Source organism: Mumia sp. ZJ1417 (assembly GCF_014127285.1).
Taxonomy (GTDB): Bacteria; Actinomycetota; Actinomycetes; order Propionibacteriales; family Nocardioidaceae; genus Mumia.
The window spans coordinates 91,542-115,404 of record NZ_CP059901.1; the positions used below are offsets into that span (position 1 = coordinate 91,542).

A 23,863-nucleotide genomic window follows, 5' to 3' on the forward strand; every position below is an offset into this window, starting at 1 on the left:
CCGGCGGGTTGGTGCGCGAGGTTAACAACCGTTAACATCACCTTCATGCACCCCACCGGCATGCGTGAGCTCGTCGCCGAGCTCCGCGAACGCCTCGCCGTCGCGCGCTCGGGCGGCTCCGAACGCGCCCGCGCGAAGCACGAGAAGCGCGGCAAGCTCTTCGTCCGCGACCGCGTCGACCGTCTCCTCGACCCCGGCTCGCCGTTCCTCGAGATCGCGCCGCTCGCGGCGTACGGGATGTACGGGGTTTCGACAGGCTCAACCAGCGACCCGTACGCCGTCCCGAGCGCGGGCGTCGTCGCCGGCATCGGCCGTGTGTCCGGTCGCGAGTGCATGGTCGTCGCGAACGACGCGACCGTCAAGGGCGGCACGTACTACCCGATGACGGTCAAGAAGCACCTCCGCGCGCAGACGATCGCCGCCGAGAACCGCCTCCCCTGTCTCTATCTCGTCGACTCCGGCGGCGCGTTCCTGCCGATGCAGGACGAGGTGTTCCCCGACCGCGAGCACTTCGGGCGCATTTTCTACCACCAGGCGCAGATGTCCGCGCAGGGCATCCCGCAGGTCGCGGCCGTGATGGGCTCGTGCACCGCCGGCGGGGCGTACGTCCCGGCGATGAGCGACGAGACCGTCATCGTGCGCGACCAGGGCACGATCTTCCTCGGCGGCCCGCCGCTGGTGAAGGCGGCGACGGGCGAGGTGGTCACGGCCGAGGAGCTCGGTGGCGGCGAGGTGCACGCGCGCCGCTCCGGTGTCGTCGACCACCTCGCCGACGACGACGCGCACGCGCTGGCGATCGTGCGCAGCATCGTCGCGACCTTCGAGCGCCGCACCCCGCCGAGCCTCGAGCGCACGGAGGTCGTCGAGCCGCTGGAGGACCCCGAGACCCTGTACGACGTGGTGCCGACCGACTCGCGCACCCCGTACGACGTGCGTGACGTGATCCGGCGCGTGGTCGACGGCTCGACGTTCCACGAGTTCAAGCCGCTGTACGGCGAGACGCTCGTGTGCGCGTTCGCCCGGATCTGGGGCTTCCCGGTCGCGATCGTCGCCAACAACGGCATCCTCTTCTCGGAGTCGTCGCTCAAGGGTGCGCACTTCATCGAGCTGGCGAACCAGCGCGGGGTGCCGCTCGTCTTCCTCCAGAACATCACCGGGTTCATGGTTGGGCGCGAGTACGAGAACGGCGGGATCGCCAAGGACGGCGCCAAGCTCGTCACTGCGGTCGCGTCGTCGGTCGTGCCACGGTTCACGGTCGTGATCGGCGGCTCGTACGGGGCCGGCAACTACGGCATGTCCGGGCGCGCGTACGACCCGCGCTTCCTGTGGATGTGGCCCAACGCCAAGATCTCGGTGATGGGTGGCGAGCAGGCCGCATCGGTTCTCGCGACGGTGCGCGGCTTCGACTCGCCCGACGACGAAGAGGCGTTCAAGGCGCCGATCCGGGCGCAGTACGAGGCGCAGGGCTCGGCGTACTACTCGACCGCGCGTCTGTGGGACGACGGCATCATCGACCCCGCTGACACGCGGCGCGTGCTTGGCATGGCGCTGCAGGCGTCGTCGAACGCGCCGATCCCTGAACCCCACTACGGCATCTTCCGGATGTGAGTGCGATGACCGAGACCCCCCGATTCACCTCCGTCCTTGTGGCCAACCGGGGCGAGATCGCGCTGCGGGTGATCCGCGCGGTGCAGGCCGCCGGGCTGCGCGCGATCGCGGTGCACTCCGACCTCGATGCCGGTGCGCCGCACGTCCGGCTCGCCGATCACGCCGAGCACGTGGCGTCGTACCTCGACGTCGACGCGATCCTCGACGCCGCGCGGCGCAGCGGAGCGCAGGCGGTGCACCCCGGGTACGGGTTCCTGTCGGAGCGTGCGGATGCGGCGCGTGCCGTCGTCGACGCCGGACTGGTGTGGATCGGGCCGAGCCCGGACGTCATCGACCTCATGGGACGCAAGGACCGCGCGCGCGAGGTCGCCGAGCGCGCCGGCGTTCCCGTGACGCGACGGTACGACCTCGGGGGCGAGGTCGCGTACCCGGTCCTCGTCAAGGCGGCTGCCGGTGGTGGCGGCAAGGGCATGCGCATCGTCCGCGACCCCGCCGACCTCACGGACGCGGTCGCCGCCGCCGGTCGCGAGGCCGCGGCGGCGTTCGGCGACGACACGCTGCTCGTCGAGGAGTACGTCGAGCACGGCCGCCACGTCGAGGTGCAGGTCATCGGCGACGAGCACGGCACCGTCCTCCACCTCTTCGAGCGCGACTGCTCCGCGCAGCGTCGCCATCAGAAGGTCCTGGAGGAGGCGCCAGCCCCGACGATCTCCGCAGCGACGCGCGCGCGGCTCACCGAGGCGGCGGTCGCGCTGTCGCGCGAGGTCGGGTACGTCAACGCCGGCACGGTCGAGTTCCTCGTGCACGACGCCGACGCTGTGCCCGGCGAGGAGAAGATCGCCTTCCTCGAGATGAACACCCGCCTCCAGGTCGAGCACCCCGTCACCGAGGCGATCACCGGGCTCGACCTCGTCGCGCTCCAGCTGCACGTGGCCCAGGGCCTCCCGCTGCCGCTGGCGCAAGGCGACGTCACCGCGACCGGGCACGCGATCGAGGCACGCGTCTATGCCGAGGACCCGTACGCCGGGTTTCTTCCGCAGGCCGGCCGCGCGACCACCGTCGTCTGGCCCGAGCACGTCCGCGTCGACGCCGCGCTGCAGTCCGGTGCGGTGGTGACCACCTCGTACGACCCGATGCTCGGCAAGGTGATCGCGCGCGGGCCCGACCGCGACTCCGCCCGCGCCGCGCTCGTGGATGCGCTCGACCGTACGGCGATCTTCGGCGTCACGACCAACACCGGCTTCCTGCGGCGGCTCGTGGCCTCCGACGCGTTCGGGGAGTCGCGGATCGACACAGCGTGGCTCGACTCGCCGGCCGCGCAGGAGCTCACCACCCGCCCCTCCGCACCGGACGCGGCGGCGCGTGCGGCCGCCCTCGCCTGGGCGGACTCGCACGCCCGTCCTGCGGGCGACCCGTTCGGCGCCGCGGACGGCTGGCGCTCGGGGGGCGACCCGGCACCGGTCCTCGTGTCGCTCGTGGACGCCGACGACACGCCGGTCGAGATCGCGCTGCCCGTCGGCTCGTACGTCGGCGCCCTCGACACGCAGCCCGTGGCGCTCGACGCCGGCGGGGTCACTGTCGCGTACGAAGGCCAGACGTGGACATTCCGTCATCCCGACCCTGCCCGCGACCGCGCGGCGGAGGGCAGCGGTGACGCGGATGTCGTCTCGCCGATGCCGGGCACCGTGCTGTCCCTCGCGGTGACGGAGGGTGAGATCGTGAGTGAAGGTCAGGTGCTCGGCGTCGTGGAGGCGATGAAGATGGAGCTTGCCCTCAAGGCCCCGTACGACGGCGCGGTGACGCATGTCGGGGTCGCCGTGGGAGACCAGGTTGCGCTCGGGGCGCTGCTGTTCCGGGTGGAGAACGCATGAGCCTTCCCGCCGTCCACCGTGACCCGGCGATGCCCGAGCGCGTGACGATCTACGAGGTCGGAGCGCGCGATGGGCTCCAGAACGAGAAGGGCATCATCGGCCTCGACACCAAGCTCGAGTTCGTTCAGCGCCTCACGGCCGCCGGGCTCCCGATCGTGGAGGCGACCAGCTTCGTCCATCCGAAGTGGGTCCCGCAGCTCGCCGACGCCGCCGACCTGGTCGCGAGGCTCGACCTCCACGGCGCCACGCCGTACCCGGTCCTCGTCCCCAACGAGCGCGGCCTCGGCCGTGCGCTCGACGCTGGGGTCACGCACGTGGCGATCTTCGGAAGCGCCACCGAGACGTTCGCGCAGAAGAACCTCAACAGCACGTACGAGGCACAGTTCGCGATGTTCGAGCCGGTCGTGCGGCGCGCGCTCGACGCCGGCGTGCAGATGCGGGCGTACCTCTCGATGTGCTTCGGCGACCCGTGGGAGGGCGAGGTCGCGCTCGATCGCGTCGTCACCGCCGGCAAGCGCCTGCTCGACATGGGCGCGTACGAGCTGTCGCTCGGCGACACGATCGGCGTCGGCACCGCGCACCACGTCGAGGCGATGCTCGACGCGTTCGCGGCGGCGGGGGTCCCGACAGGCGGGGTCTCGACAGGTTCGACCGGCGGTGGGGGCGGCGGGTCGCGGATCGCGATGCACTTCCACGACACGTACGGACAGGCGCTCGCCAACACGTACGCGGCGCTGCGGCGTGGCGTGACCACGTTCGACGCGAGCGCCGGCGGCCTCGGCGGCTGCCCGTATGCGAAGTCTGCCACCGGGAACCTCGCCACCGAGGACCTGGTGTGGATGCTCGACGGTCTCGGAGTCACCCACGGCGTCGACCTGACCGCCCTCGCGCAGACCAGCGTCTGGATGGCCGAACAGCTCGGCCGCCCCTCGCCCTCGGCCGTGGTGCGCGCGCTGACCGCCGGCTGATCTCGCGTCCACGCTGTGAAAGGAACCTGACCGTTCTCGGCCCGCGATTCGGTCAGGTTGCTTTCACGACGTGGACGGGGGCGCGGCGCGCCCTCGATCGACGACATCACCGACTTCTTCGAAGCCGGCGTGACGCGGACCCCAGCCCGGTCGAGGATCAGACGCAGGCGCTCGCCTACCTCGCCGAGCTGCAGGTCCGTGCCAGCGACCCCGAGGCCGCGGTGTTGACCCTGGAGGCCCTCGACGACCGCCCCCTCGCGCCCGAGATCGAGGAAGCGGTCGCCGACGTGCGGGCCGCGCTCAGCCGCGCTTGACGTAGCGGCTGAACCGCGTGACCTCGTCGTACGAGTCGTGACCCGGCCCGACACGGGCGAGGATCGCGGCCTTGGCCTTCACTCGGGTGCCGGTCGTCTTCGACAGGCACGACACCGGGACAGAGATCGTCGTCTTCTTGCCCGACCAGCTGGTCTTGATGCCCGTGCACGGCAGCACCGTGAACGTGCTCGGGTCGTCGCCGCGCTGCCACCCGAGGATCTTGTCGGTGACCTTGCCCTTGCGGTTGCGGACGATCGACACGACGTACTTCCAGCGGCCGCTGTCCCTGGTCTTGATGATCAGGTCGGTCGACGCGAGCTTCTTCTTGTTGCGGTGCGGGATCGTGAGCACGCCGGAGACGCGCGCGGGCCCGTTCTTCACGCGCAGCTGCGTGATGTCGGCGACGCGCGGCGCGTCACCGCGCGGGTCTTTGACCACCGCGGACGCGGCGTGGGCCGTGCCCGGGATCATGCCGACCGCGAGGACCGCTCCTGCGGTCACCGCGCCGATGCGTACGAGTCGTCTCGTCATGACGTACCCCCTTGTTCGTCAGTTCTCGGCTCCGTCCATGGCAGCACACGCGAGGGTCACGGCGGCCCGTGTGTCGATGGCCAGGGTTGACTGGTTCAAGACTGCTTGTTTTGACTGATTCAAGAAAAGGCGCCAGACTGGGCGCATGGACCCCACGCCTGATACCGAGCAGATGCTGCGTGCATCCTCGCTGCGCGTGACCCGCCCGCGGATCGCCGTGCTCGAAGCGGTGCACAGCCTCCCGCATGCCGACACCGACACGCTCATCGACGCCGTACGCCGCCTGTTGCCCAGCGTGTCGCACCAGGCGGTCTACGACTCGCTGCGCACGCTCACCGACCACGGCCTCGTCCGTCGCATCCAGCCGACCGGCCTGGTCGCCCGGTACGAGGCGCGTGTCGGCGACAACCACCACCACGTCGTGTGCCGCTCGTGCGGCGCGATCGCCGACGTGGACTGCGCCGTCGGTGCGGCTCCCTGCCTGCACGCGTCCGACGACCACGGCTTCGCCATCGACGAGGCCGAGGTCCTCTACTGGGGCGTCTGCCCCGCGTGCTCCGCACCCCAGACCTCGTGACGACCCGTACCAAGCCCTGACAGCCCTGGAAAGGAATCCATGTCTGAGAACCACGACGCCGTGATCGGTGAGGTCAACGAGGAGTCGCCCGCGGGCGGTTGCCCGGTGGCCCACGGCCAGACGACCCACCCGACCCAAGGTGGCAGCAGCAACCGCGGCTGGTGGCCGAACCAGCTCAACCTGAAGATCCTCGCCAAGAACCCCGCGGTCGCGAACCCGCTGGGCGACGACTTCGACTACGCCGAGGCGTTCAAGAGCCTCGACCTCACGGCCGTGAAGCAGGACATCGCCGAGATCCTGACGACCTCGCAGGACTTCTGGCCGGCCGACTTCGGGCACTACGGCCCGTTCATCGTCCGCATGGCGTGGCACAGCGCGGGCACGTACCGCGTGAGCGACGGCCGCGGTGGCGCCGGTGCCGGGCAGCAGCGGTTCGCGCCGCTCAACAGCTGGCCGGACAACGTCAACCTCGACAAGGCCCGCCGCCTGCTGTGGCCGGTCAAGAAGAAGTACGGCCAGAGCCTTTCGTGGGCCGACCTGATGATCCTCGCCGGCAACGTCGCGCTCGAGACCATGGGCTTCGAGACCTTCGGGTTCGCCGGCGGCCGCGAGGACGTGTGGGAGCCCGACGAGGACGTCTACTGGGGCCCGGAGACCGAGTGGCTCGGCGGCGACGCCGGAGGCGCGGAGCGCTACACCGGTGACCGCGACCTCGAGGATCCCCTCGCGGCCGTCCAGATGGGCCTCATCTACGTCAACCCCGAGGGCCCGGAGGGCAACCCCGACCCGCTGGCGTCGGCGCGCGACATCCGCGAGACCTTCGCCCGCATGGCGATGAACGATGAGGAGACCGTCGCGCTCATCGCCGGCGGCCACACGTTCGGCAAGACGCACGGCGCCGCCTCGGCGGACCTCGTCGGCCCCGAGCCCGAGGCCGCTCCGCTCGAGGAGCAGGGCCTCGGCTGGAAGCAGGGCTACGGCACCGGCAAGGGTGACGACGTCATCAGCTCCGGCCTCGAGGTCACCTGGACCTATCACCCGGTCCGCTGGGACAACGAGTTCTTCCACATCCTGTTCGCGTACGACTGGGAGCTCATGGAGTCGCCCGCCGGTGCGAAGCAGTGGCGTCCGAAGAACGGTGCGGGCTCGGACCTTGTGCCGCTCGCGCACGACCCGTCGAAGCACCGCGAGCCGCGAATGCTGACGTCGGACCTGGCGCTGCGCTTCGACCCGATCTACGAGGAGATCTCGCGCCGCTTCAAGGACGACCAGGCGGCCTTCGCCGACGCGTTCGCCCGCGCCTGGTTCAAGCTCACGCACCGCGACATGGGCCCGGTCGTGCGCTACCTCGGCCCCGAGGTCCCCAGCGAGCAGCTGCTCTGGCAGGACCCGCTGCCCGAGGCCTCGTACGAGGCGATCGACGCCGCCGACATCGCTGCGCTCAAGGACCAGATCAAGGCCTCCGGCCTGACGGTCTCGCAGCTGGTCACCACGGCGTGGGCCTCCGCGTCGTCGTTCCGCTCCAGCGACAAGCGCGGTGGCGCCAACGGTGCGCGCATCCGTCTCCAGCCGCAGGCCGGCTGGGAGGTCAACAACCCCGACGAGCTCGCGGGCGTGCTCCGTACGCTCGAGGGCGTCCAGGCGGCGTTCAACGAGGCGCAGTCCGGCAAGCAGGTCTCGCTGGCCGACGTCATCGTGCTCGCCGGCGGCGTCGGTGTGGAGCTGGCCGCCCAGGCCGCAGGCCACGACCTCTCGGTGCCGTTCACGCCGGGCCGCGTGGACGCGTCGCAGGAGGAGACCGACGTCGACTCCTTCGCCTACCTCGAGCCGAAGGCCGACGGGTTCCGCAACTACCTCGGCAAGGCCAGCCGCCTCCCCGCCGAGTACCTGCTCGTCGACAAGGCGAACCTGCTCGGCATCAGCGCGCCGGAGATGACGGTGCTCGTCGGTGGCCTCCGTACGATCGGGGCCAACTACGACGGGTCGTCGCTCGGTGTCCTCACCGCCAACCCGGGCACGCTGACGAACGACTTCTTCGTCAACCTGCTCGAGCTCGGCACCACGTGGACGCCGGACGAGTCCGGGCGGAGCTTCACCGGCACGACGGCGACGGGCGAGACGTGGACGGGAAGCCGCGTCGACCTGCTCTTCGGGTCGAACTCGGAGCTGCGTGCGCTCGCCGAGGTCTACGCCAGCGATGACGCCAAGGCGAAGTTCGTGAGCGACTTCGTCGCTGCGTGGGTCAAGGTCATGGAGGCCGACCGCTTCGACCTCGCCTGACGCTCTGACTTTGCGTGGGGCCCCACGCAAAGTTCGTGCCCCACCGAACCTGTTCGGTGGGGCACGACGTCTTTGTTGGCCCCACCGAAGAGTGTGACCCGTCAGTGCGGGGGCGGGAGGCGTCGGTCGCGCCACTCGCGGCGCGCGTACGAGGCCAGCTGTGCGGTGGAACGGGCGTCGGCGAGCGCGCCGACCCCGCCGCCGAGGATCGGCACCTTGCGAAGGAACACGGTCGCGCCCTGCTTGCCGCTGACCCGGCCGAACAGCGCCGCCGTCACCTCGCGGGCGATCCGCTCGTCGAGCGCGGGGTCGTGGACCGGCGAGGTCGCGAGCCCCATCGGAGTCGAGGGCAGCCGGCCGTCCTTGATCGCCTTCGCGACCTCGTGCTTGCCGAGCAGCGTGGCCATCACCGCGTTGCGCACGCGCGGGTCATCGAGGTCGTAGCCGCGCAGATAGGCGATCGCGGCCACGAGGTGGCACTGGAGCAGCGCGAGCCCGGCGACGTTCGCGGGGATCGTCACGACCATCGACGCGACACCGCCGAGGTTGGTGAGGAAACCCTGCGCGCTGGCGTAGCGGACGTGGATCCCGACCGACTCGCTGATCGCGTCCTCGACGCGGCCTCCGGCCAGTGCGAGACGGGCGTCGCACGCGACCCGTACCGGCTTGAACGGCCCGACCCCGTCGATCGCGCGGTCGAGCAGCACGCGGACGTAGCCGGCCGTGACCTTCGGACCGGCGGACATCGCGACGCGCGGTGCAACGAACTTGGCGGTCGACTTGGCGATCCCCACGAGCACCTCCTCAGGCAGTAGGTCCCATCGTATGTGAGGCACCCACAGCGCTGACTAGAGTCGACCCGTGACGCCGCAACCCCTCGGACCGAACCGCTGGGAGTTCGACCAGGACTCGTGGCCGGACGACGACTTCGTCGGGGTCGGCGCCGACCTGGCCCCGGAAACCCTGATCGCGGCGTACGCGACCGGTCTCTTCCCGATGCCGGTCGAGCCCGGAGGGCCGATGGGGTGGTGGTCGCCCCTTCGGCGCGGCGTTTTGCAGCTGGATCGCCTGCGTGTGACGAGATCGTTGCGCAAGTCGACCAATCGCTTCACGACAACGATCGACACAGCCTTCGACGAGGTCGTCGAAGCGTGTGCAGACCCGGTGCGGGACGGGGCATGGATCGACGGTCAGATCGGTGTCGCGTACGGGCGTCTGCACGCCCTCGGATGGGCGCACTCGGTCGAGGTTCGCAACGCCGACGGGCTGCTCGTCGGCGGCCTGTACGGCGTCGCGATCGGCGGCCTTTTTGCAGGTGAGAGCATGTTTCACCGTGAGAGTGACGCCTCTAAGGCGGCGCTGGTGGCCCTCGTTGAGGTGCTGTCCGACGAGTACGCGTCGCAGCGCCTCGTGGACACCCAGTGGCAGACCCCGCACCTGGCCTCGCTGGGGGTCGCGGAGTGGCCCCGCGACGAGTATCTCGCTGCCCTCTCGAGGGTCCTCGACACACCGTTACCGGCCACGTGGCGCTGATTCGGACATGGGTGTGGGCTACTGTCGACACGCACCACACCGGCGTGGGCCGCTGGAAATCCAGGGATCTCGGGCATTTCTTCCTATGCTGGTGTGCGTCATAAGACAACTGACCACACGCACGTCGGAGGAATCCCGTGAACCGTACTGAACTCGTAGCTGCAGTCGCCGAGACTGCCGGCACCACCAAGGCCGACGCCGATGCGGTCCTCAGCGCTTTCGGTGACACGCTCATCGCCGCCGCCGGCAAGGGCGAGAAGGTCCAGATCCCGGGCCTGCTGACCGTGGAGCGTGTCGAGCGCGCCGCGCGCACCGGCCGCAACCCCGCGACCGGCGAGACCCTCGAGATCCCCGCCGGTTACGGCGTCAAGGTCACCGCGGGCAGCAAGCTCAAGGCCGCCGTCAAGTAAGACGCACCACGAAGGGACCTCGGGTACGCGCCAGCGTCCCGGGGTCCCTCGCGTTTTGCCCCTCCTCCCCGTCCCGTCCGCGATCTGGGCACTTCGCCACCGAACGCCGGCGCGACAACGGTGGGGAACTGCCCAAATCGCGGACGAGGCGGCACACTGGGGGCGTGCCCGAGCTGCCCGAGGTCGCCGCACTCGCCGACGACCTGTCCCGCCGCCTGGGGGTCACCGAGGGTGAGCCCCGCGCGATCGCCGCCGCATACCCGGCCGCGATCAGTGCCCTCAAGACGTACGACCCTCCGGTCAGCGCGCTCTCCGGACTCCTGGTCGACGGCGTCACGCGCCACGGCAAGTTCCTCGACATCGACGCCGGTGGGCTGCACCTGATCATCCACCTGGCGCGCGCCGGCTGGCTGCGCTGGAAGGACGAGCAGCCCAAGGCGCCACCACGCCCCGGCGGTGGCAAGAACCCGCTCGCGTTCCGGGTTGTGCTCGACGACGGCTCGGGCTTCGACCTGACCGAGGCCGGCACCAAGAAGGGGCTCGCGGTCTACCTCGTACGCGATCCTGCCGAGGTCCCCGGGATCGCGAGGCTCGGCCCGGAGCCGCTCGACGGGGCGTTCACGCGCGATGCGCTGCGTGACATCCTCACCGCGGCCGGGCGGGCGCAGATCAAGGGCGTCCTGCGCGACCAGTCGCAGATCGCGGGCATCGGCAACGCCTACTCCGACGAGATCCTCCACGTCGCGAAGATGTCGCCGTTCAAGCCGGCGAACACCATCGCGGGGTCCGAGGAGGACCTGACGATCCTGTACGAGGCCATCGGCAGCACGCTGCGCGACGCGATCGCGCGTTCTGACGGGCTTGCCGCGTCCGAGCTCAAGAGGGAGAAGAAGTCCGGCATGAGGGTGCATGCGCGGACCGGCGAGACGTGCGAGGTCTGCGGCGACACGATCCGTGAGGTGTCGTTCGCGGACTCGTCCCTGCAGTACTGCCCGACCTGCCAGACCGGAGGCAAACCCCTCGCCGACCGGCGGATGTCGAAGCTGCTGCGGTAGGACGGAACGTCAGACCAGTGGGCGCCCGGCCTGGTGCCACGCGACGACGCCGCCCGCCAGGTTGACCGCGTCGACGCCACGCTCCTTCAGGAACGCGGTGGCGCGGGCCGAACGGCCCCCGACGTGGCAGTACACCAGCACCTGGCCGCCAGTCGGCACCTCGTCGGCACGGGCCGCGAGCTCGCCGAGCGGGATGTGCACCGCGCCCTCGATGTGTCCGGCGGCCCACTCGTCGTCCTCGCGCACGTCGAGCACGACCAGGTCGGCGGGCACAGGGTCGGGCACGCCGGCGACCTCGACGGTGGGGATGGTGGTCTCGTCCATGTCGGACATCCTCCCAGGCGATGGCAAGGCCGTACCGGGGTCGAGGCTCGAGAAGCCCCTGGTTGGCTAGGCTTGGCTCGCCGGTCGCACGCTTGCTCGCCGGTCCGAGGAGGAACACCACCATGTCGCAAGGCCCGCAGGACCCGTACGGTCGCCCGTACGGGGGAGCTTCCGGTCAGCCCTCTGGCGAACCCGGCTGGGGCGGCCCTCAGCCGGGCGTCCCGCAGCCCGCCTCGCCGCAGCCGCACTGGTCGACGCCGCACGCGCCTCCCACCTCCAGCGGCCGTGACGTGGAGCAGCCGTCGCCGTGGGGCACGGTGGCACTGATCGGTCTCGTGATCGGCGCACTGGTGTCGCTCGGCTACGCCGTGTACGCGCTCACCGCGCGGCGCGGCATCTTCGCCGATCTTGCCGACGACCCGTCCAGCGTGAGCCGCAGCGTCGCCGAGGACAGCGACTCGCTCAACTCCGTCCTCGTGGTCGGCACGGTTGTCGTGCTCGTGATCGCGGTCCTGCTGTGGATCCTCGCGATCCTCAACGGCCGTGGCCGGGTCGCGCTCGGCTGGGCCGGGCTCGGGCTGACGGCCGTCGGTGTTGCCGTCGCCGTCGCCGGAGCCGTCATGACCAGCGGCGTCGAGGACGCGGAGGACGTCGACAGCGCCGTCACGGGCTACCTGTTGGTCGGAGGCGGGATGGTCGTCGTCGCCCTCGGCTTCGTCCTCGGGGTCCTCGCGCTGCTTGCCACCCGCGGCAGCGGGACGTCCACGCAGGCACGCCCCGAGCCGAGCGCGTCGTACGGGCAGTCACAGCCGCAGCAGCAGCCGTACGGCCAGCCCGAGCCGACGCAGCAGTTCCCTCGTCCCTCGTACGGTCAGCCCAGCCCGCCGCCTCAGCAGCCGCCGCACGGGCAGCCGCAGCCGCCTTATGGTCAGCCGCCGCACGGGCAGCCGCAGCCGCCTTATGGTCAGCCGCCGCAGCAGCCCCAGCAGCCCCCGTACGGGCAGCCGCCGCAGCGCCCCGGCCAGCCGTACGGGCCGCAGCCCGGCCAGCCGCCGTACCCGCCGCAGGGCCCGTCCGAGCGTCAGTGACCACACGGTCACCCTCACCGAACTCAGGAGAAGAAGTATGGGCAAGCGTTCCCGCCGTCGGGTGAAGCCGGAGAAGGTCGAGCGGATGCCGTTCCGCGCCCGGACGTTCGAAGGCATCCCGGGCGAGTGCGACCTGGTGGCACTGCGCGAGTTCGTGCCGGCCGCGACCGCATCCCTCCGGCTGCGCGAGGGCCTGGCCGCCGACAGGTCGGTCCGGTTCATCACGCTGCTGCCGTCCGCGTCGGCCGGCCTGGTGCGCCCCGACGGCGAGATCTGGGTCGGGCTGCAGGTGACGCACAACTTCGGTGACGTGAGCCGTGACCTGGCCGCGGTGATCCTGCAGGGTCTCGAGACCGAGCCCGGCACCGAGATCGTCCTCGCCGACCCGGGTGTCGGTGAGCGTCTCCAGGACATCGTCGACACGGACTCCGACCTCGAGGTCGACGTGCAGGAGGGGTTCGACTTCTGGACCGCCGGCATCGACGACCCGACGGGTGACGTCGCGGCCGCGATCGAGCAGGCCAACGAGATCGTCTCGCCGACCGTCCGGCTCGAGGAGGTCGACGCGGCGTACTGGACGCAGCTCGGCGAGCGCCAGTTCCTCCGCTGGGTGATGCCGTACGACGAGGACGAGCTGCTCACCGCGCTGGCACGGCTGCGTGCAGCCGGTGACGACCGGCTCGGCGAGCACGTCCGCCTGATCGGGTCGTTCCGCGCGCACGGCCTCCTCGTCCCCGTGTGGGAGATGGACGAGCCGACGCCTGCAGCCGAACTGGAGGGCCCTTCAGTGGCTTTTGAAGGTCGACTCAAGGAAGCCCTGGCCGATTCGACGCCTCTCACCACCGAGCAGCGGGGTGCGCGCAACGGTCTCGCGAACCGCCAGATCACGGTTCGGTAGACCAAAACACCACAAAATTCGTCAGCGTGATCCAGGTCACGAAGTCGCCACTTGTACGACTGTTCAGGATGCCTTAAAGTCGTCTTCAGGCCCCGGTCGTTGCTGTATCCCCCGTCAGCAGCGGCTGGGGTTTCCAATTCCCTGGAAATCCACAGGTGCCCGGGAGGGCTCGCCACTGCGCGTGCTAGCGTCGTCGACGTGATGAGCGGACGATTTTATGGGCGCGACGTGCTGGTGCAGCCAGCGGTCGGCGCCTCATAGACCGACTCGCTCAGCAAAGCCAGCACAGGCACGGACCACACGGTCCGTGCCTTTCGTCATTCGTGGCGGTGCCGGCTCAGGATCAGGCGCCGCCGAGAGGAAGCACCTGATGTCTGTGAAGCACCCGGCCCCGAGCACCGCCGCGGCCCGCGGTCGTACGACGAGCAACCTGCGGGTCCGCAGCCTCGATCCCCTCGAGCCGCCGCGTGACGTCGTGGCGTCCCGTCCGCTCGGCGACGCCGCAGCCGGACTCGTGGCGCGCTCGCGTGATGCCGCCGCGTCGATCATGGCCGGACACGACGACCGGCTCCTGGTCCTCGTTGGGCCGTGCTCGATCCACGACCCCAGCGCCGCGCTCGACTACGCCCACCGGCTCGCTCCGCTGCGCGAGGCCTACGCCGACGAGCTCGAGATCGTCATGCGGGTCTACTTCGAGAAGCCGCGCACGACCGTCGGCTGGAAGGGACTGATCAACGACCCCGGCATGGACGAGTCGTACGACGTACGCCGCGGCCTCCGGTTGGCCCGCTCCGTCCTGGTCGACGTGCTCGCGACCGGCCTGCCGGCGGGCACCGAGCTCCTGGAGCCGACGAGCCCGCAGTACCTCGCCGACGCGGTCTCGTGGGGCGCGATCGGGGCTCGTACGCCGGAGAGCCAGGTGCACCGCCAGCTCGTGTCGGGCCTGTCGATGCCGGTGGGGTTCAAGAACGCGACCGACGGCTCCGTCCAGGCGGCGATCGACGGGTGCGGCGCAGCAGCCGCCGAGCAGACGTTCTTCGGGATCGACGACGAGGGGCGTGCGTGCGCGGTCTCGACGAGCGGCAACCCCGACTGCCACGTGATCTTGCGGGGCGGGCACTCCGGGCCGAACTACGGCGCCGACTCGCGGCGGGCCGCGCTGGCGCTGCTCGCCGCCGTGGGGATGCCGCAGCGCCTCGTCGTCGACGCGAGCCACGGCAACTCCGGCAAGGACCACGTCCGCCAGGCCGCCGTGGTGCGCGAGATCGCCCACGACGTCGCGGCCGGCGACCGCGGGATCGGTGGCGTGATGCTGGAGAGCTTCCTCGTACCGGGCAAGCAGGCGCCGGCGCCGGACGGTCTCACGTACGGACAGAGCGTGACCGACGCGTGCATCGGGTGGGACGTCACCGCGGACCTGCTCGAGGAGCTGGCGACGGCGTCGGCGGCCCGACGGGTTTCGACGGGCTCAACCAGCGGGGTGCGGGTTTCGACGGGCTCAGCCAGCGGCGGGGAGGGCGCCTAGGCTGACGACCTACCCCCGGGTAGGGTTCTAAGCGGCCGCTTACCTAGAGAGTGGCCGCCACCACGTACGCCATCAGGGAGCGAACATGAGGCTCGCGCTGTCAGCGGAGGACGCGCAGCTCCAGCAGGAGCTGCGGGAGTTCTTCACCACCAAGGTTCCTCAGGAGATCCGCGACGCCGTCCGTCACGGCGAGGAGCTCACCAAGGAGCAGATCGTCGAGACCCAGCGGGTGCTCAACGCCGGCGGTTACGCCGTGCCGAACTGGCCCGTCGAGTGGGGCGGCAGGGGCTGGACGCCGTTGCAGCGCCACATCTGGCTCGACGAGATGCAGACCGCGGGGGTGCCCTCGCCGCTGCCGTTCAACGCGAGCATGGTCGGCCCGGTGATCGCGACATTCGGCTCGCAGGAGCAGAAGGAGCGCTTCCTTCCGGCGACGGCCAACCTCGACATCTGGTGGTGCCAGGGGTTCTCCGAGCCCGATGCCGGCTCCGACCTTGCGTCGCTGCGGACGACGGCGGTGCGCGACGGCGACGAGTGGGTCGTCAACGGCCAGAAGACGTGGACGACCCTCGGCCAGTACGCCGACTGGATCTTCTGCCTGGTCCGCACCAACCCCGACGCCCCCAAGAAGCAGCAGGGCATCTCGTTCGTGCTGTTCGAGATGTCGACCCCAGGCGTGACGGTGCGCCCGATCAAGCTGATCGACGGCGGGTACGAGGTCAACGAGGTCTTCTTCGACAACGTGCGCGTCCCGGCCGACCAGCTCGTCGGCGAGGAGAACCGCGGGTGGGACTACGCGAAGTTCCTCCTCGGCAACGAGCGAGACGGCATCGGCGCGACCGGCAGCACCAAGCTGCGCCTGCAGGTGCTCAAGGAGCACGCGTCGGCGTCGCTGGCCGATGGCAGCCGCCCGATCGACGACCCGGCGGTCGCGACCCGCTTCGCGTCGCTCGAGAACCAGCTGCTCTCGCTGGAGCTGACCGCGCTGCGGGTCGCCGCGGCCTCGAAGGACGGCAAGCCCGACCCGGTCTCGTCGATCCTCAAGCTGACCGGCTCCCAGCTGCAGCAGGCGGTCTCCGAGCTCGCGGTCGACGTCGCCGGCGCGGACGTCCTCGCGGCGGGTGCCGGTGACGACTCCGACGTGCCGGCATGGGCGGGCGACTCGGTCCCGACCTACCTGAACCTCCGCAAGGTGTCGATCTACGGCGGGTCCAACGAGGTCCAGCGCCAGATCATCGCCGGCACGATCCTGGGACTGTGAGGGACTGACATGGATTTCACGTACGACACCGAGCAGCTCGCGCTGCGTGACGCGGTCCGAGGCATCCTCGGCGAGTCGGTCGGCAATCGCGAGAAGATCACTGCCACCGAGCCTGGCTGGGACCGCGAGGTCTGGGGCAAGCTCGCCGAGATGGGTCTGCTGGGCCTGCCGTTCGACGAGGCGTACGACGGTGCCGGTGCGACTGCGGTCGAGGTCGGGATCGTCGCCCAGGAGATCGGGCGCGTGCTCGCTCCGGAGCCGTTCATCGACGTCGTCGTCGGTGCCGGCCAGCTGATTGCCGATGCGGGGTCGGAGGAGCAGAAGCGCGAGCTGCTGCCCAAGATCGCCGCCGGCGAGCTGATCGCCGTCGTCGCGCACACCGAGCCGCGTGCCCCGCACGGCACGGCCGCGTACGGGGTGACCGCGACGTCGAACGGTGACGGCTGGACCCTCGACGGAGTCAAGGAGCCGGTACGCCACGGTGGCGCCGCGGACGTCCTGATCGTGAGCGCGAAGGACGTCGACGCGACCCGCCTGTTCGTCGTGGACGCGACCGCCACAGGCGTCTCCCGTACGACGTATTCGACGCCCGATGACTCGTACGCGGCCCGCATCGTGCTCTCGGGTGCCGCGGCGACTCCGCTCGGCGACGCCGGCGAGGAGGCGCTCGCGTCGGCGTTCGTGCGGCTGCAGACCGCGTACGGCGCCGAGGCGATCGGCGCGATGGAGGTCTCGGTCGAGACCACCGTCGGCTACCTCAAGACGCGCAAGCAGTTCGGGGTCACGCTGTCGAAGTTCCAGGCGCTGACCTTCCGTGCGGCCGACATGTACACCTCGCTCGAGCTCGCCCGCTCGATCTCGACGTGGGCGACGATGTCGCTGGCCGAGAGCGGACCTGACGCGCTCGTCGGCTCGCGGCTGCAGGCCGAGCTCGGTCGTACGGGGCGCCACATCAGCCAGGAGTCGATCCAGCTGCACGGTGGCATCGGTGTGACGGCGGAGTACTCGATCGGCCACTACGCCGCACGTCTGACGGTCCTCGACCGCACCCTCGGCAACGAGGCGTACCACCTCGCGCGGATCACCGACGGCGTCGCCGACCGCGGCATCGTCGAGCTGCTGCACTGACGCAGACCCCCCGGTGAGCCACGTCCGCCACCGGTGAGCCACGACGACAACCGTCGCTCACCACCGGCAGACGTGGCTCACCGCTACTGTTCCGCCATGACGCGACTTCGTACGGCGTGGGCGGCCGCGCCGCTCGCGCTGCTGATGGCGTGCGGTGCCGGCGCCGACGACGGGGCGGCGCGTGCGTGCACGATGATCGCGTCGTCGGCCGGGATCGCCGTCGTGGTCGAGCCCCCGCTCGCGGCTGGGGCCGTCGCCGTCCGGGCCCGCGTCTGCTGGGTCGGCGAATGCGTCGACGCGGAGTCACCGCTCACCCCGGGCCAGACTGCGGTCGACGAGGGGTGTGACGGCGACGACCCCGACTCCGTGTGCAGCGCGGTCATGACCTCGGACGGGACGATGCAGGGCTTCGTCGAGGCGCCGGCGCTCCCCGCCGAGGAGGTCGAGGTGACCGCCGTCGTCACGAGGGCCAACGGCAGCGAAGCCCACCGCGCCGCTACGCGTGTGACCGCCGAGCCCACGTACCCCAACGGCAAGCACTGCGACCCCGGCGGCAACCAGGCGCGCGTCACGCTCCCCTGACCGCTGTCCAGAAAAAGTCCGTGACCGTGTCGAAAAACCTGCGTCTCGTTCGGCGTAGGGGTGAGGAACCGCTTCGGCACTAGGGTCGAAACGGTCTCATCCGACAAGGAGAACGTCATGCGAGTCATGGTCATGGTCCAGTCCACGCCGGCGTGGGAGGCGGAGGGGCAGATGCCCACCACCGAGATGCTCGAGGCGATGGGCACGTACAACGAGGAGCTCGTCAAGGCCGGCATCATGCTGGACGGCGACGGGCTGAAGAACAGCAGTGACGGCGCTCGCGTCGTCTTCGGCAACGGCGAGACCCGCGTCGTCGACGGGCCGTTCACCGAGAGCAAGGAGCTGCTCGCCGGCTACTGGATCTGGGAGGTCAAGTCCTTCGAGGAGGCCGTTGAGTGGGCAAAGCGGTGCCCGCACGATCCGTCCGAGCCGAGCCAGCTCGAGCTGCGCCCCCTCCACGAGGCAGCAGACTTCGGCGACGAGTACACCCCGGAGCTGCGCGAGCAGGACGACCACCTGCGCGAGCAGATCCAGCAGCAGCACGGGTCCTGACGCGGCCCAGGTGACGGGAAGCGCACGGATGCCCGACGTACGGCGCACGATCGACGCGATCTGGCGGATCGAGTCGGCGCGCGTCGTCGCCGGGCTCGTCCGCGTCGTGAACGACGTGGGCTATGCCGAGGACCTCGCGCAGGACGCGCTGGTCATCGCGCTCGAGAAGTGGCCGCGTGACGGTGTTCCCGACAACCCGGCGGCCTGGCTGACGAAGGTCGCACGCAACCTCGCGGTCGACAAGGTGCGTCGCGAGCAGAAGGGCCGGGAGAAGTACGCGGTGCTCGCCCCCGAGCTCGACGAGCAGCGCCGCGCCGCGACGCCGGACCCTGAGGCAGTCGTCGAGGACCCGGTCGGCGACGACGTGCTACGTCTCGTCTTCGTCGCGTGCCACCCCGTGCTCGCGCGGGACGCGCAGGTCGCGCTCACGCTGCGGATGCTCGGCGGTCTCTCGACCGACGAGATCGCGCGCGCGTTCCTCGCGCCGTCGGCGACGGTTGGTCAGCGGATCTCGCGGGCCAAGAAGACGCTCTCCGAGGCGCACGTGCCGTTCGAGGTGCCGTCCGCGCGAGAACTTCCGCAGCGGCTCGAGGCGGTGCTGGAAGTGGTCTACCTGATCTTCAACGAGGGCTATTCGGCCAGCTCCGGCGACCGGCTGATCCGCGACGAGCTGTGCGGCGAGGCGATGCGGCTGGGGCGCATCCTGACCGCGCTGCTGCCGCGCGAGCCAGAGCCGTACGGGCTGGTCGCGCTGATGGAGATCCAGGCGTCGCGCTTCGCCGCTCGTACCGACCGGCACGGTGAGCCGGTCCTGCTCGACGACCAGGACCGTTCGCGGTGGAACCGCACGCTGATCCGGCACGGGCTCGGCGCGCTCGACCGGGCGGTCGCGCTCGGCCGCCCGCTCGGGCCGTACACGCTCCAAGCCGCCATCGCCGCGTGCCATGCGCGCGCCGCGACGCCAGCGGACACGGACTGGGAGCGGATCGTCGCCCTGTACGACGGTCTCGCCGCGCTCAATCCGTCGCCCGTGGTCGAGCTCAACCGCGCGGTCGCGGTCAGTCGGGCGTACGGGGCCTCCGAAGGGTTGACGGTCCTCGAACCGTTGCGGCAGGACCCGCGGCTGCGCTCCTACCACCTGCTCCCGAGTGTCCGCGCCGACCTTCTCGTGCGGCTGGGGAGGGACGGCGAGGCCGCTGCGGAGTTCGAGGCGGCGGCCGCGCTGGCCGGCAACGCGCACGACCGCCGCGCGCTGCTCGAGCTGGCAGCTGCCGCGCAGGAGCGGGCCGGGCGTTGACCCCAGCGGCGGCGGAGGACGGCGTCGACGGAGGGGACGACCGCAGCCCCGTACGGTGGCGTCGTGGACGACCTCGAGATCTTGCCGGTGGACGTGTCCGACGAGGACGTCGCGCGCGAGGTGCTTGCCGTGCAGAGGGCGGCGTACGCGATCGAGGCGGAGCTGATCGGGTTCACCGAGCTGCCGATGCTGCACGAGACGCTCGACGAGCTGCGCGCAAGCAAGGAGTCATTCCTCGGCGCGTACGAAGGCGGCCGGCTGGTCGGCGCCGTCTCGTGGGACGTGCTCGAGGACGGGACCGTCGACGTGTTCCGACTCGTCGTCGCCCCGACCGCTCATCGCCGCGGCGTCGCGTCGTTCCTGCTCGAGACGCTGGCCGCGTGGGAGCCCACGCGCCGCACGATCGTGTCGACCGGCAGCGCGAACGCGCCCGCGCTGGCGCTGTACGCGCAGCACGGCTTCGTACGGGTCGCCGAACGCGAGGTGGCGCCGGGAGTCTGGCTCACTGATCTTGAGCGCTGCGCGATAGTTTGAGGTATGACCACCAAGGAGATCGACTTCGACGGCGGGATCCTCGTCGGCCACGACGGATCCGACTTCTCCGACCAGGCGGTGCGTTGGGCGCTCGAATACGGCAACCTGACCGGCCAGCCCGTGACGGTGACCCGCGCCTGGGTCCTCACGACCGCGCCGCGCCCGAAGACGTGGGAGCCCGGCTACATGCCGCCCCTCGAGGACTTCGCCGGCGCCGTGGTCGAGCGGCTCGACGAGGACATCGCGCCGTTGGTCGCCGACTACCCGAGCGTCGAGGTCCGCACCTGCGCCGTGCACGGCAAGCCCGCTCCGCGGCTCATCGAGGCGTCCGACAAGGCGTCGACGGTGGTCGTCGGACGCCGCGGTCTCGGCGGTTTCAAGGGGCTCGTGCTCGGCTCGGTCAGCGAGCAGGTCGTCCGCCACGCACAGGCGACGGTCATCGTGGTCCACCCCGAGAGCGTCGACGCGTCGCCGGCCGCCCGCAACGTCTTGGACTCCAGCCTCTCCGACGACGCCTGACCATGTGGGTCGGCACGATCGAGTTCGACCTGCTGCTCGGTGACGTCCACACGCTGAAGGAGAAGCGCGCGTTCGTACGCCCGCTGGTCGCTGACCTGCGCCGTACGTTCGAGGTCGCGGTCGCCGAGACCGGTGAGCAGGACCTCTATCGGCGCGCGGCGATCGGTGTCGCGGTCGTGGCCGGCGAGAACGGTCACGTCATCGAGGTGCTCGATCGGGTCGAGCAGTTCGTCGCGGGCCGGCCCGAGGTGGAGCTGTTGTCGGCGCACCGCGCGTTCTTCAACACCGACGACTGAGGTCTTGCGTCCGCTGCCGGTCGCAGCGTACGGTCCTGGTTACTCACTTTGTTGACTACTCAGGAGATGGTGGTCGTGGCGAACACCGCAGAGGGCTTCCGTGCCGCTGTCGAGGCTCGCGATGTCGACGCGTTCGACGGCGTGCTGGCGAGCGACGTGACATTCCACAGCCCGGTGAAGTTCTCGCCGTTCCAGGGACGCGACCTCGTCAAGCAGGTCCTGTCGCTCGTGATGGTCGTCTTCGAGGACTTCCGCTACGTCGGCGAGCTCGACGGTTCGGGGTCGCTGGCCGATGAGGGAGACGAGGTGCCGGCGGAGATCCTCGTGTTCCGCGCGACGGTCGACGGCAAGGCCGTGCACGGCATCGACATGCTGCACCTCGACGAGGACGGGCTCGTCGACGAGCTCACGGTGATGCTCCGCCCGCTCTCGGCCGTCCAGGCGATGCGCGACGCGATGAACCGCGCGATGGTCGAGGCCGGCCTCGCGCCGGCGTCCATCCTCGGCTGACCGCTCGCGGGTCACTCCGGCGCCGCGTCCGGTCGGGCCCCACCGCAAACGGCAGGCCTCACCGGATGCTTCCGGTGGGGCCTCGACTTTCCGTTGGGCCCAACGGAAAGTGAACGGGCCGGCTTGACCTTCACATTGATATCAAGGCCTAGCCCGCGGATATGAGTGCAGAACACACCAGCAACCCCGGCTCCAGATCACCCTGTTCGAAAAGCTGATGTCGCTGGAGGAGCGGCAGGGGCTGGACGGCTTCGGGACGGACGCGGAGCGGCGCGATGGCTGACCGTACGGCGATCCCTCAGGCGACCTCGCGGACGCGGGGGCGCCCTCGCCCGCGCTTCGACGCGACGGGCGCCCCCTTCGCGAACACCTCGCCGCCCCATACGCCCCACGGTTCGCGCCGCTCGATCGCGGCGGTGAGGCAGAGGTCGCGGATAGGGCACTGCAGGCACAGCGCCTTCGCCCGCTCCACGTCGTCGGTGTGCTCGGCGAACCACAGGTCGGGGCCGAGGACGCGGCAGGGGACGTCCGGTGCGTCGAGCGCGGCGCGGGCGGCAGCCGTCATCGGACGAGCTCCTTCACGCGTGCGTGGATGCCGGCGGCGTCGAGGCCGTGCGCGGCGGCGTGGTCCTTCGGCGAGCCGTACCGACGCAGCTCGGCGTCGCGCGGCACGCCCACGTACGCCACCCGGCTGGGGCGGTCGGCAAGCGCGGCGGAGACGGCGGCAGCGCTGGTGCCCTCGAGGTACGGCTCGACGACGGCGACGACCGGCGCCGGGCCGACGAGGGTCCGCAGGCCCCGTGCGTCGAAGGGGTGCGGCGTCGCCGTGTACGCGACGCGGACCGGCAGGTCATGGGTTGCCTCGACGACCGTGTCGAGCATCGGGCCGACGGCGACGACGAGCGGGCGGGTGTGCGCGCCACCCCGTATGAGGTGGAGCAGGCCGTCGGCCGGATAGGCCTGCGCGTTCTGCTGCGTCGACATGCGGACGTACGCGCGGTCGTCGGTCCGTGCGGCGCGCCGCAGCATCCGCACCAGCTCGTCCGCGTGCCCGGGGACGTGGACGGTCCAGCCGGGCAGCGCCGACAGGAGGGCGACGTCGGCCGGCGCCTGGTGGGTACGGCCGGCGGTGCTCGCGTCGTACGAGGCGCCGGTGCTGACGAGGACGGCGCCGACGTCCTGGTGCCCGAGGTCGAGCTTGACCTGTTCGTACGCGCGCTCGACGAGGAACGGCGCGTACGTGTGGACGATCGGCCGGATGCCGGTCAGGGCGAGCCCGCCCGCGACTCCGACCATCGCCTGCTCGCGGATGCCGACGTCGATCACGCGCTCGGGGTGCCGTGCGGAGGCGTCGCCGAGCATGCTTGCGCCGATGACCGCCAGCACCACCGCCGTACGGGGCTCGTCGTCGAGGAGCGGCCCGAGCTCGGCATAGAACCGTTCGCGCATCGTGGGGCGGATCATGCGGCGGCCTCCTCGGCGACGGTGCGGGCGACGACGACGGTCGGCCGTTCGGGGTCGGTGCGGCCGAGGGCGGTACGGAGGGCGGCGTGGTCGTGCCCGTCCACGTCGGCGGTGACCCAGCCCTCGACCGCGAAGCGTGCGCCGATCCCGCCGGGCCAGCCGTGGTTGTCGGAGCGGTTGTCGACGACGACGCACGTGAGGCGGTCGAGGCCGAAGCGTCCCGCGATCGCGATCGCCTCGGCATTGCTCCCCTCGTCAAGCTCGGCGTCACCGACGAGGACGACGACGCGGGCCATGCTGCCTCGGAGCCGCAGTCCGAGCGCCGTACCGACCGCGAGCGGGAAGCCGTGGCCGAGCGAGCCGCTGCCGATCTCGATGCCCGGCACGAGAGTGCGGTCCGGGTGGTGGCCGAGGCGTGAGTCCCAGCCGGCCACGTCGTCGAGCCAGGTGGCCGGGAAGAAGCCCTTGGCCGCCAGGACGGCGTACGTCGAGGCCGGGCCGTGGCCCTTCGAGAGGAGGAAGCGGTCGCGGTCCGGGTCGTCGATGCGGTCCGGCGCCACGTCGAGCACCTGGTCGTACAGGACCCAGACGACATCGAGGGTCGAGTGTGCGCTGGGGTCGTGCTTCTCGTCCCCGGTGACGCGAGAGAGCAGGTCGAAGACGGGTGGCGGGACGGTCGTCGTACTCATGCAGGTATCGTGCAAGTTCAAGTGCACTTGAGATCAAGCCCGGCCATG

At 70.8% G+C, this 23,863-nt stretch carries 26 protein-coding genes; 20 read left to right on the forward strand and 6 right to left on the reverse strand.

All coding sequences use genetic code 11. The features are described from left to right. Window positions 1–45 precede the first annotated feature (45 nt). The 3 genes from H4N58_RS00425 to H4N58_RS00435 are packed head-to-tail and all read left to right on the forward strand — an operon-like array spanning window position 46 to window position 4,447. A complete protein-coding gene (locus tag H4N58_RS00425) occupies window positions 46–1,608 on the forward strand; it encodes an acyl-CoA carboxylase subunit beta (RefSeq protein ID WP_167000862.1) in 1,563 nt (520 codons plus the stop codon). 5 nt (window positions 1,609–1,613) lie between these two features. Then, window positions 1,614–3,479, forward strand: a complete 1,866-nt coding sequence (locus H4N58_RS00430) for a biotin carboxylase N-terminal domain-containing protein (protein ID WP_167000864.1) — start codon at window positions 1,614–1,616, stop codon at window positions 3,477–3,479. Then, complete coding sequence (locus tag H4N58_RS00435) at window positions 3,476–4,447, forward strand: hydroxymethylglutaryl-CoA lyase (RefSeq protein WP_167249541.1); 972 nt, start codon at window positions 3,476–3,478, stop codon at window positions 4,445–4,447. The genes H4N58_RS00430 and H4N58_RS00435 overlap by 4 nt, the downstream gene beginning before the upstream one ends. 300 nt (window positions 4,448–4,747) lie before the next feature. On the opposite strand, the gene H4N58_RS00440 is transcribed toward H4N58_RS00435, so the two are convergent. Beyond that, the gene (locus H4N58_RS00440) at window positions 4,748–5,293 is read right to left on the reverse strand and encodes a hypothetical protein (RefSeq protein ID WP_167249539.1); all 546 of its coding nucleotides are present in this window, start codon (window positions 5,291–5,293) and stop codon (window positions 4,748–4,750) included. Between the two features lie 145 nt (window positions 5,294–5,438). Here H4N58_RS00440 and H4N58_RS00445 point away from each other — a divergent pair, with 145 nt between their 5' ends. Both H4N58_RS00445 and katG read left to right on the forward strand, forming a co-directional pair. Then, window positions 5,439–5,870, forward strand: coding sequence for a Fur family transcriptional regulator (locus tag H4N58_RS00445; protein ID WP_167249538.1), 432 nt, complete (start codon window positions 5,439–5,441; stop codon window positions 5,868–5,870). A 39-nt stretch (window positions 5,871–5,909) separates the two neighbouring features. Continuing rightward, window positions 5,910–8,150: a catalase/peroxidase HPI gene (gene katG / locus H4N58_RS00450; RefSeq protein WP_167249536.1), complete on the forward strand. Its 2,241-nt coding sequence runs from the start codon at window positions 5,910–5,912 to the stop codon at window positions 8,148–8,150. Between the two features lie 101 nt (window positions 8,151–8,251). Here katG and H4N58_RS00455 read toward each other — a convergent pair whose 3' ends face one another. Next, window positions 8,252–8,944: an EcsC family protein gene (locus H4N58_RS00455; RefSeq protein WP_243845044.1), complete on the reverse strand. Its 693-nt coding sequence runs from the start codon at window positions 8,942–8,944 to the stop codon at window positions 8,252–8,254. Window positions 8,945–9,011: 67 nt separating this feature from the next. Here H4N58_RS00455 and aat point away from each other — a divergent pair, with 67 nt between their 5' ends. The 3 genes from aat (at window position 9,012) to H4N58_RS00470 (ending at window position 11,148) form a co-directional block, all read left to right on the forward strand. Next, window positions 9,012–9,683: a leucyl/phenylalanyl-tRNA--protein transferase gene (aat, locus tag H4N58_RS00460; RefSeq protein WP_167249534.1), complete on the forward strand. Its 672-nt coding sequence runs from the start codon at window positions 9,012–9,014 to the stop codon at window positions 9,681–9,683. 137 nt (window positions 9,684–9,820) lie between these two features. Continuing rightward, entirely contained in the window at window positions 9,821–10,093 is a 273-nt protein-coding gene (locus H4N58_RS00465) for an HU family DNA-binding protein (RefSeq protein ID WP_167000876.1), read from the forward strand. A gap of 164 nt (window positions 10,094–10,257) precedes the next feature. Continuing rightward, window positions 10,258–11,148 carry an Fpg/Nei family DNA glycosylase gene (locus H4N58_RS00470; protein WP_167000878.1) on the forward strand — a complete coding sequence of 297 codons (891 nt, stop codon included), beginning with the start codon at window positions 10,258–10,260 and terminating at the stop codon, window positions 11,146–11,148. A gap of 9 nt (window positions 11,149–11,157) precedes the next feature. Here the strand turns inward: H4N58_RS00470 and H4N58_RS00475 are convergent, their stop codons facing one another. Continuing rightward, entirely contained in the window at window positions 11,158–11,472 is a 315-nt protein-coding gene (locus H4N58_RS00475) for a rhodanese-like domain-containing protein (RefSeq protein WP_167000880.1), read from the reverse strand. Between the two features lie 122 nt (window positions 11,473–11,594). Between H4N58_RS00475 and H4N58_RS20285 the strand changes: the two genes are divergently transcribed. From H4N58_RS20285 to H4N58_RS00535, 12 genes are all read left to right on the forward strand, one after another. After that, the gene (locus tag H4N58_RS20285) at window positions 11,595–12,560 is read left to right on the forward strand and encodes a hypothetical protein (protein ID WP_208322849.1); all 966 of its coding nucleotides are present in this window, start codon (window positions 11,595–11,597) and stop codon (window positions 12,558–12,560) included. Between the two features lie 37 nt (window positions 12,561–12,597). Beyond that, window positions 12,598–13,458: a DUF5926 family protein gene (locus tag H4N58_RS00485; protein WP_167249532.1), complete on the forward strand. Its 861-nt coding sequence runs from the start codon at window positions 12,598–12,600 to the stop codon at window positions 13,456–13,458. Between the two features lie 370 nt (window positions 13,459–13,828). Then, window positions 13,829–14,983, forward strand: coding sequence for a 3-deoxy-7-phosphoheptulonate synthase (locus H4N58_RS00490; RefSeq protein ID WP_167249530.1), 1,155 nt, complete (start codon window positions 13,829–13,831; stop codon window positions 14,981–14,983). An 85-nt stretch (window positions 14,984–15,068) separates the two neighbouring features. Then, complete coding sequence (locus tag H4N58_RS00495; RefSeq protein WP_167249529.1) at window positions 15,069–16,244, forward strand: acyl-CoA dehydrogenase family protein; 1,176 nt, start codon at window positions 15,069–15,071, stop codon at window positions 16,242–16,244. A gap of 9 nt (window positions 16,245–16,253) precedes the next feature. Further along, the gene (locus H4N58_RS00500; RefSeq protein ID WP_167249527.1) at window positions 16,254–17,372 is read left to right on the forward strand and encodes an acyl-CoA dehydrogenase family protein; all 1,119 of its coding nucleotides are present in this window, start codon (window positions 16,254–16,256) and stop codon (window positions 17,370–17,372) included. Between the two features lie 96 nt (window positions 17,373–17,468). Further along, a complete protein-coding gene (locus H4N58_RS00505; protein WP_167000889.1) occupies window positions 17,469–17,954 on the forward strand; it encodes a hypothetical protein in 486 nt (161 codons plus the stop codon). A gap of 117 nt (window positions 17,955–18,071) precedes the next feature. After that, window positions 18,072–18,506, forward strand: a complete 435-nt coding sequence (locus tag H4N58_RS00510; RefSeq protein WP_167000891.1) for a YciI family protein — start codon at window positions 18,072–18,074, stop codon at window positions 18,504–18,506. 10 nt (window positions 18,507–18,516) lie between these two features. Next, the gene (locus tag H4N58_RS00515) at window positions 18,517–19,803 is read left to right on the forward strand and encodes an RNA polymerase sigma factor (protein WP_279587719.1); all 1,287 of its coding nucleotides are present in this window, start codon (window positions 18,517–18,519) and stop codon (window positions 19,801–19,803) included. Between the two features lie 63 nt (window positions 19,804–19,866). Next, the gene (locus H4N58_RS00520) at window positions 19,867–20,337 is read left to right on the forward strand and encodes a GNAT family N-acetyltransferase (RefSeq protein ID WP_167000893.1); all 471 of its coding nucleotides are present in this window, start codon (window positions 19,867–19,869) and stop codon (window positions 20,335–20,337) included. A gap of 3 nt (window positions 20,338–20,340) precedes the next feature. Then, window positions 20,341–20,856: a universal stress protein gene (locus H4N58_RS00525; protein ID WP_167000895.1), complete on the forward strand. Its 516-nt coding sequence runs from the start codon at window positions 20,341–20,343 to the stop codon at window positions 20,854–20,856. Window positions 20,857–20,858: 2 nt separating this feature from the next. After that, window positions 20,859–21,152: a DUF503 domain-containing protein gene (locus tag H4N58_RS00530; protein WP_167000897.1), complete on the forward strand. Its 294-nt coding sequence runs from the start codon at window positions 20,859–20,861 to the stop codon at window positions 21,150–21,152. A gap of 75 nt (window positions 21,153–21,227) precedes the next feature. After that, window positions 21,228–21,662: a nuclear transport factor 2 family protein gene (locus H4N58_RS00535; RefSeq protein ID WP_220471282.1), complete on the forward strand. Its 435-nt coding sequence runs from the start codon at window positions 21,228–21,230 to the stop codon at window positions 21,660–21,662. 298 nt (window positions 21,663–21,960) lie between these two features. Here the strand turns inward: H4N58_RS00535 and H4N58_RS00540 are convergent, their stop codons facing one another. Genes H4N58_RS00540 through H4N58_RS00550 form a run of 3 tightly spaced genes read right to left on the reverse strand, consistent with a single transcriptional unit; the run spans window position 21,961 to window position 23,815 of the window. Beyond that, window positions 21,961–22,227 carry a WhiB family transcriptional regulator gene (locus H4N58_RS00540; protein ID WP_167000898.1) on the reverse strand — a complete coding sequence of 89 codons (267 nt, stop codon included), beginning with the start codon at window positions 22,225–22,227 and terminating at the stop codon, window positions 21,961–21,963. Next, entirely contained in the window at window positions 22,224–23,126 is a 903-nt protein-coding gene (locus H4N58_RS00545) for a transketolase family protein (RefSeq protein WP_220471283.1), read from the reverse strand. The genes H4N58_RS00540 and H4N58_RS00545 overlap by 4 nt, the downstream gene beginning before the upstream one ends. Further along, window positions 23,123–23,815 carry a thiamine pyrophosphate-dependent enzyme gene (locus tag H4N58_RS00550; protein ID WP_167249524.1) on the reverse strand — a complete coding sequence of 231 codons (693 nt, stop codon included), beginning with the start codon at window positions 23,813–23,815 and terminating at the stop codon, window positions 23,123–23,125. The genes H4N58_RS00545 and H4N58_RS00550 overlap by 4 nt, the downstream gene beginning before the upstream one ends. Window positions 23,816–23,863: the final 48 nt, after the last annotated feature.

Bases quoted from the DNA above. Each gene is read 5' to 3' on its own strand.
- H4N58_RS00430 (WP_167000864.1), top strand. From the start codon at position 1,614: ATGACCGAGACCCCCCGATTCACCTCCGTCCTTGTGGCCAACCGGGGC.
- H4N58_RS00440 (WP_167249539.1), bottom strand. From the start codon at position 5,293: ATGACGAGACGACTCGTACGCATCGGCGCGGTGACCGCAGGAGCGGTC.
- H4N58_RS00530 (WP_167000897.1), top strand. From the start codon at position 20,859: ATGTGGGTCGGCACGATCGAGTTCGACCTGCTGCTCGGTGACGTCCAC.
- H4N58_RS00425 (WP_167000862.1), top strand. From the start codon at position 46: ATGCACCCCACCGGCATGCGTGAGCTCGTCGCCGAGCTCCGCGAACGC.
- H4N58_RS00445 (WP_167249538.1), top strand. From the start codon at position 5,439: ATGGACCCCACGCCTGATACCGAGCAGATGCTGCGTGCATCCTCGCTG.
- H4N58_RS00475 (WP_167000880.1), bottom strand. From the start codon at position 11,472: ATGGACGAGACCACCATCCCCACCGTCGAGGTCGCCGGCGTGCCCGAC.
- H4N58_RS00500 (WP_167249527.1), top strand. From the start codon at position 16,254: ATGGATTTCACGTACGACACCGAGCAGCTCGCGCTGCGTGACGCGGTC.
- H4N58_RS00490 (WP_167249530.1), top strand. From the start codon at position 13,829: ATGTCTGTGAAGCACCCGGCCCCGAGCACCGCCGCGGCCCGCGGTCGT.
- H4N58_RS00495 (WP_167249529.1), top strand. From the start codon at position 15,069: ATGAGGCTCGCGCTGTCAGCGGAGGACGCGCAGCTCCAGCAGGAGCTG.
- H4N58_RS00540 (WP_167000898.1), bottom strand. From the start codon at position 22,227: ATGACGGCTGCCGCCCGCGCCGCGCTCGACGCACCGGACGTCCCCTGC.
- katG (WP_167249536.1), top strand. From the start codon at position 5,910: ATGTCTGAGAACCACGACGCCGTGATCGGTGAGGTCAACGAGGAGTCG.
- H4N58_RS00505 (WP_167000889.1), top strand. From the start codon at position 17,469: ATGACGCGACTTCGTACGGCGTGGGCGGCCGCGCCGCTCGCGCTGCTG.
- H4N58_RS20285 (WP_208322849.1), top strand. From the start codon at position 11,595: ATGTCGCAAGGCCCGCAGGACCCGTACGGTCGCCCGTACGGGGGAGCT.
- H4N58_RS00435 (WP_167249541.1), top strand. From the start codon at position 3,476: ATGAGCCTTCCCGCCGTCCACCGTGACCCGGCGATGCCCGAGCGCGTG.
- H4N58_RS00550 (WP_167249524.1), bottom strand. From the start codon at position 23,815: ATGAGTACGACGACCGTCCCGCCACCCGTCTTCGACCTGCTCTCTCGC.
- H4N58_RS00485 (WP_167249532.1), top strand. From the start codon at position 12,598: ATGGGCAAGCGTTCCCGCCGTCGGGTGAAGCCGGAGAAGGTCGAGCGG.
- H4N58_RS00545 (WP_220471283.1), bottom strand. From the start codon at position 23,126: ATGATCCGCCCCACGATGCGCGAACGGTTCTATGCCGAGCTCGGGCCG.
- H4N58_RS00510 (WP_167000891.1), top strand. From the start codon at position 18,072: ATGCGAGTCATGGTCATGGTCCAGTCCACGCCGGCGTGGGAGGCGGAG.
- H4N58_RS00525 (WP_167000895.1), top strand. From the start codon at position 20,341: ATGACCACCAAGGAGATCGACTTCGACGGCGGGATCCTCGTCGGCCAC.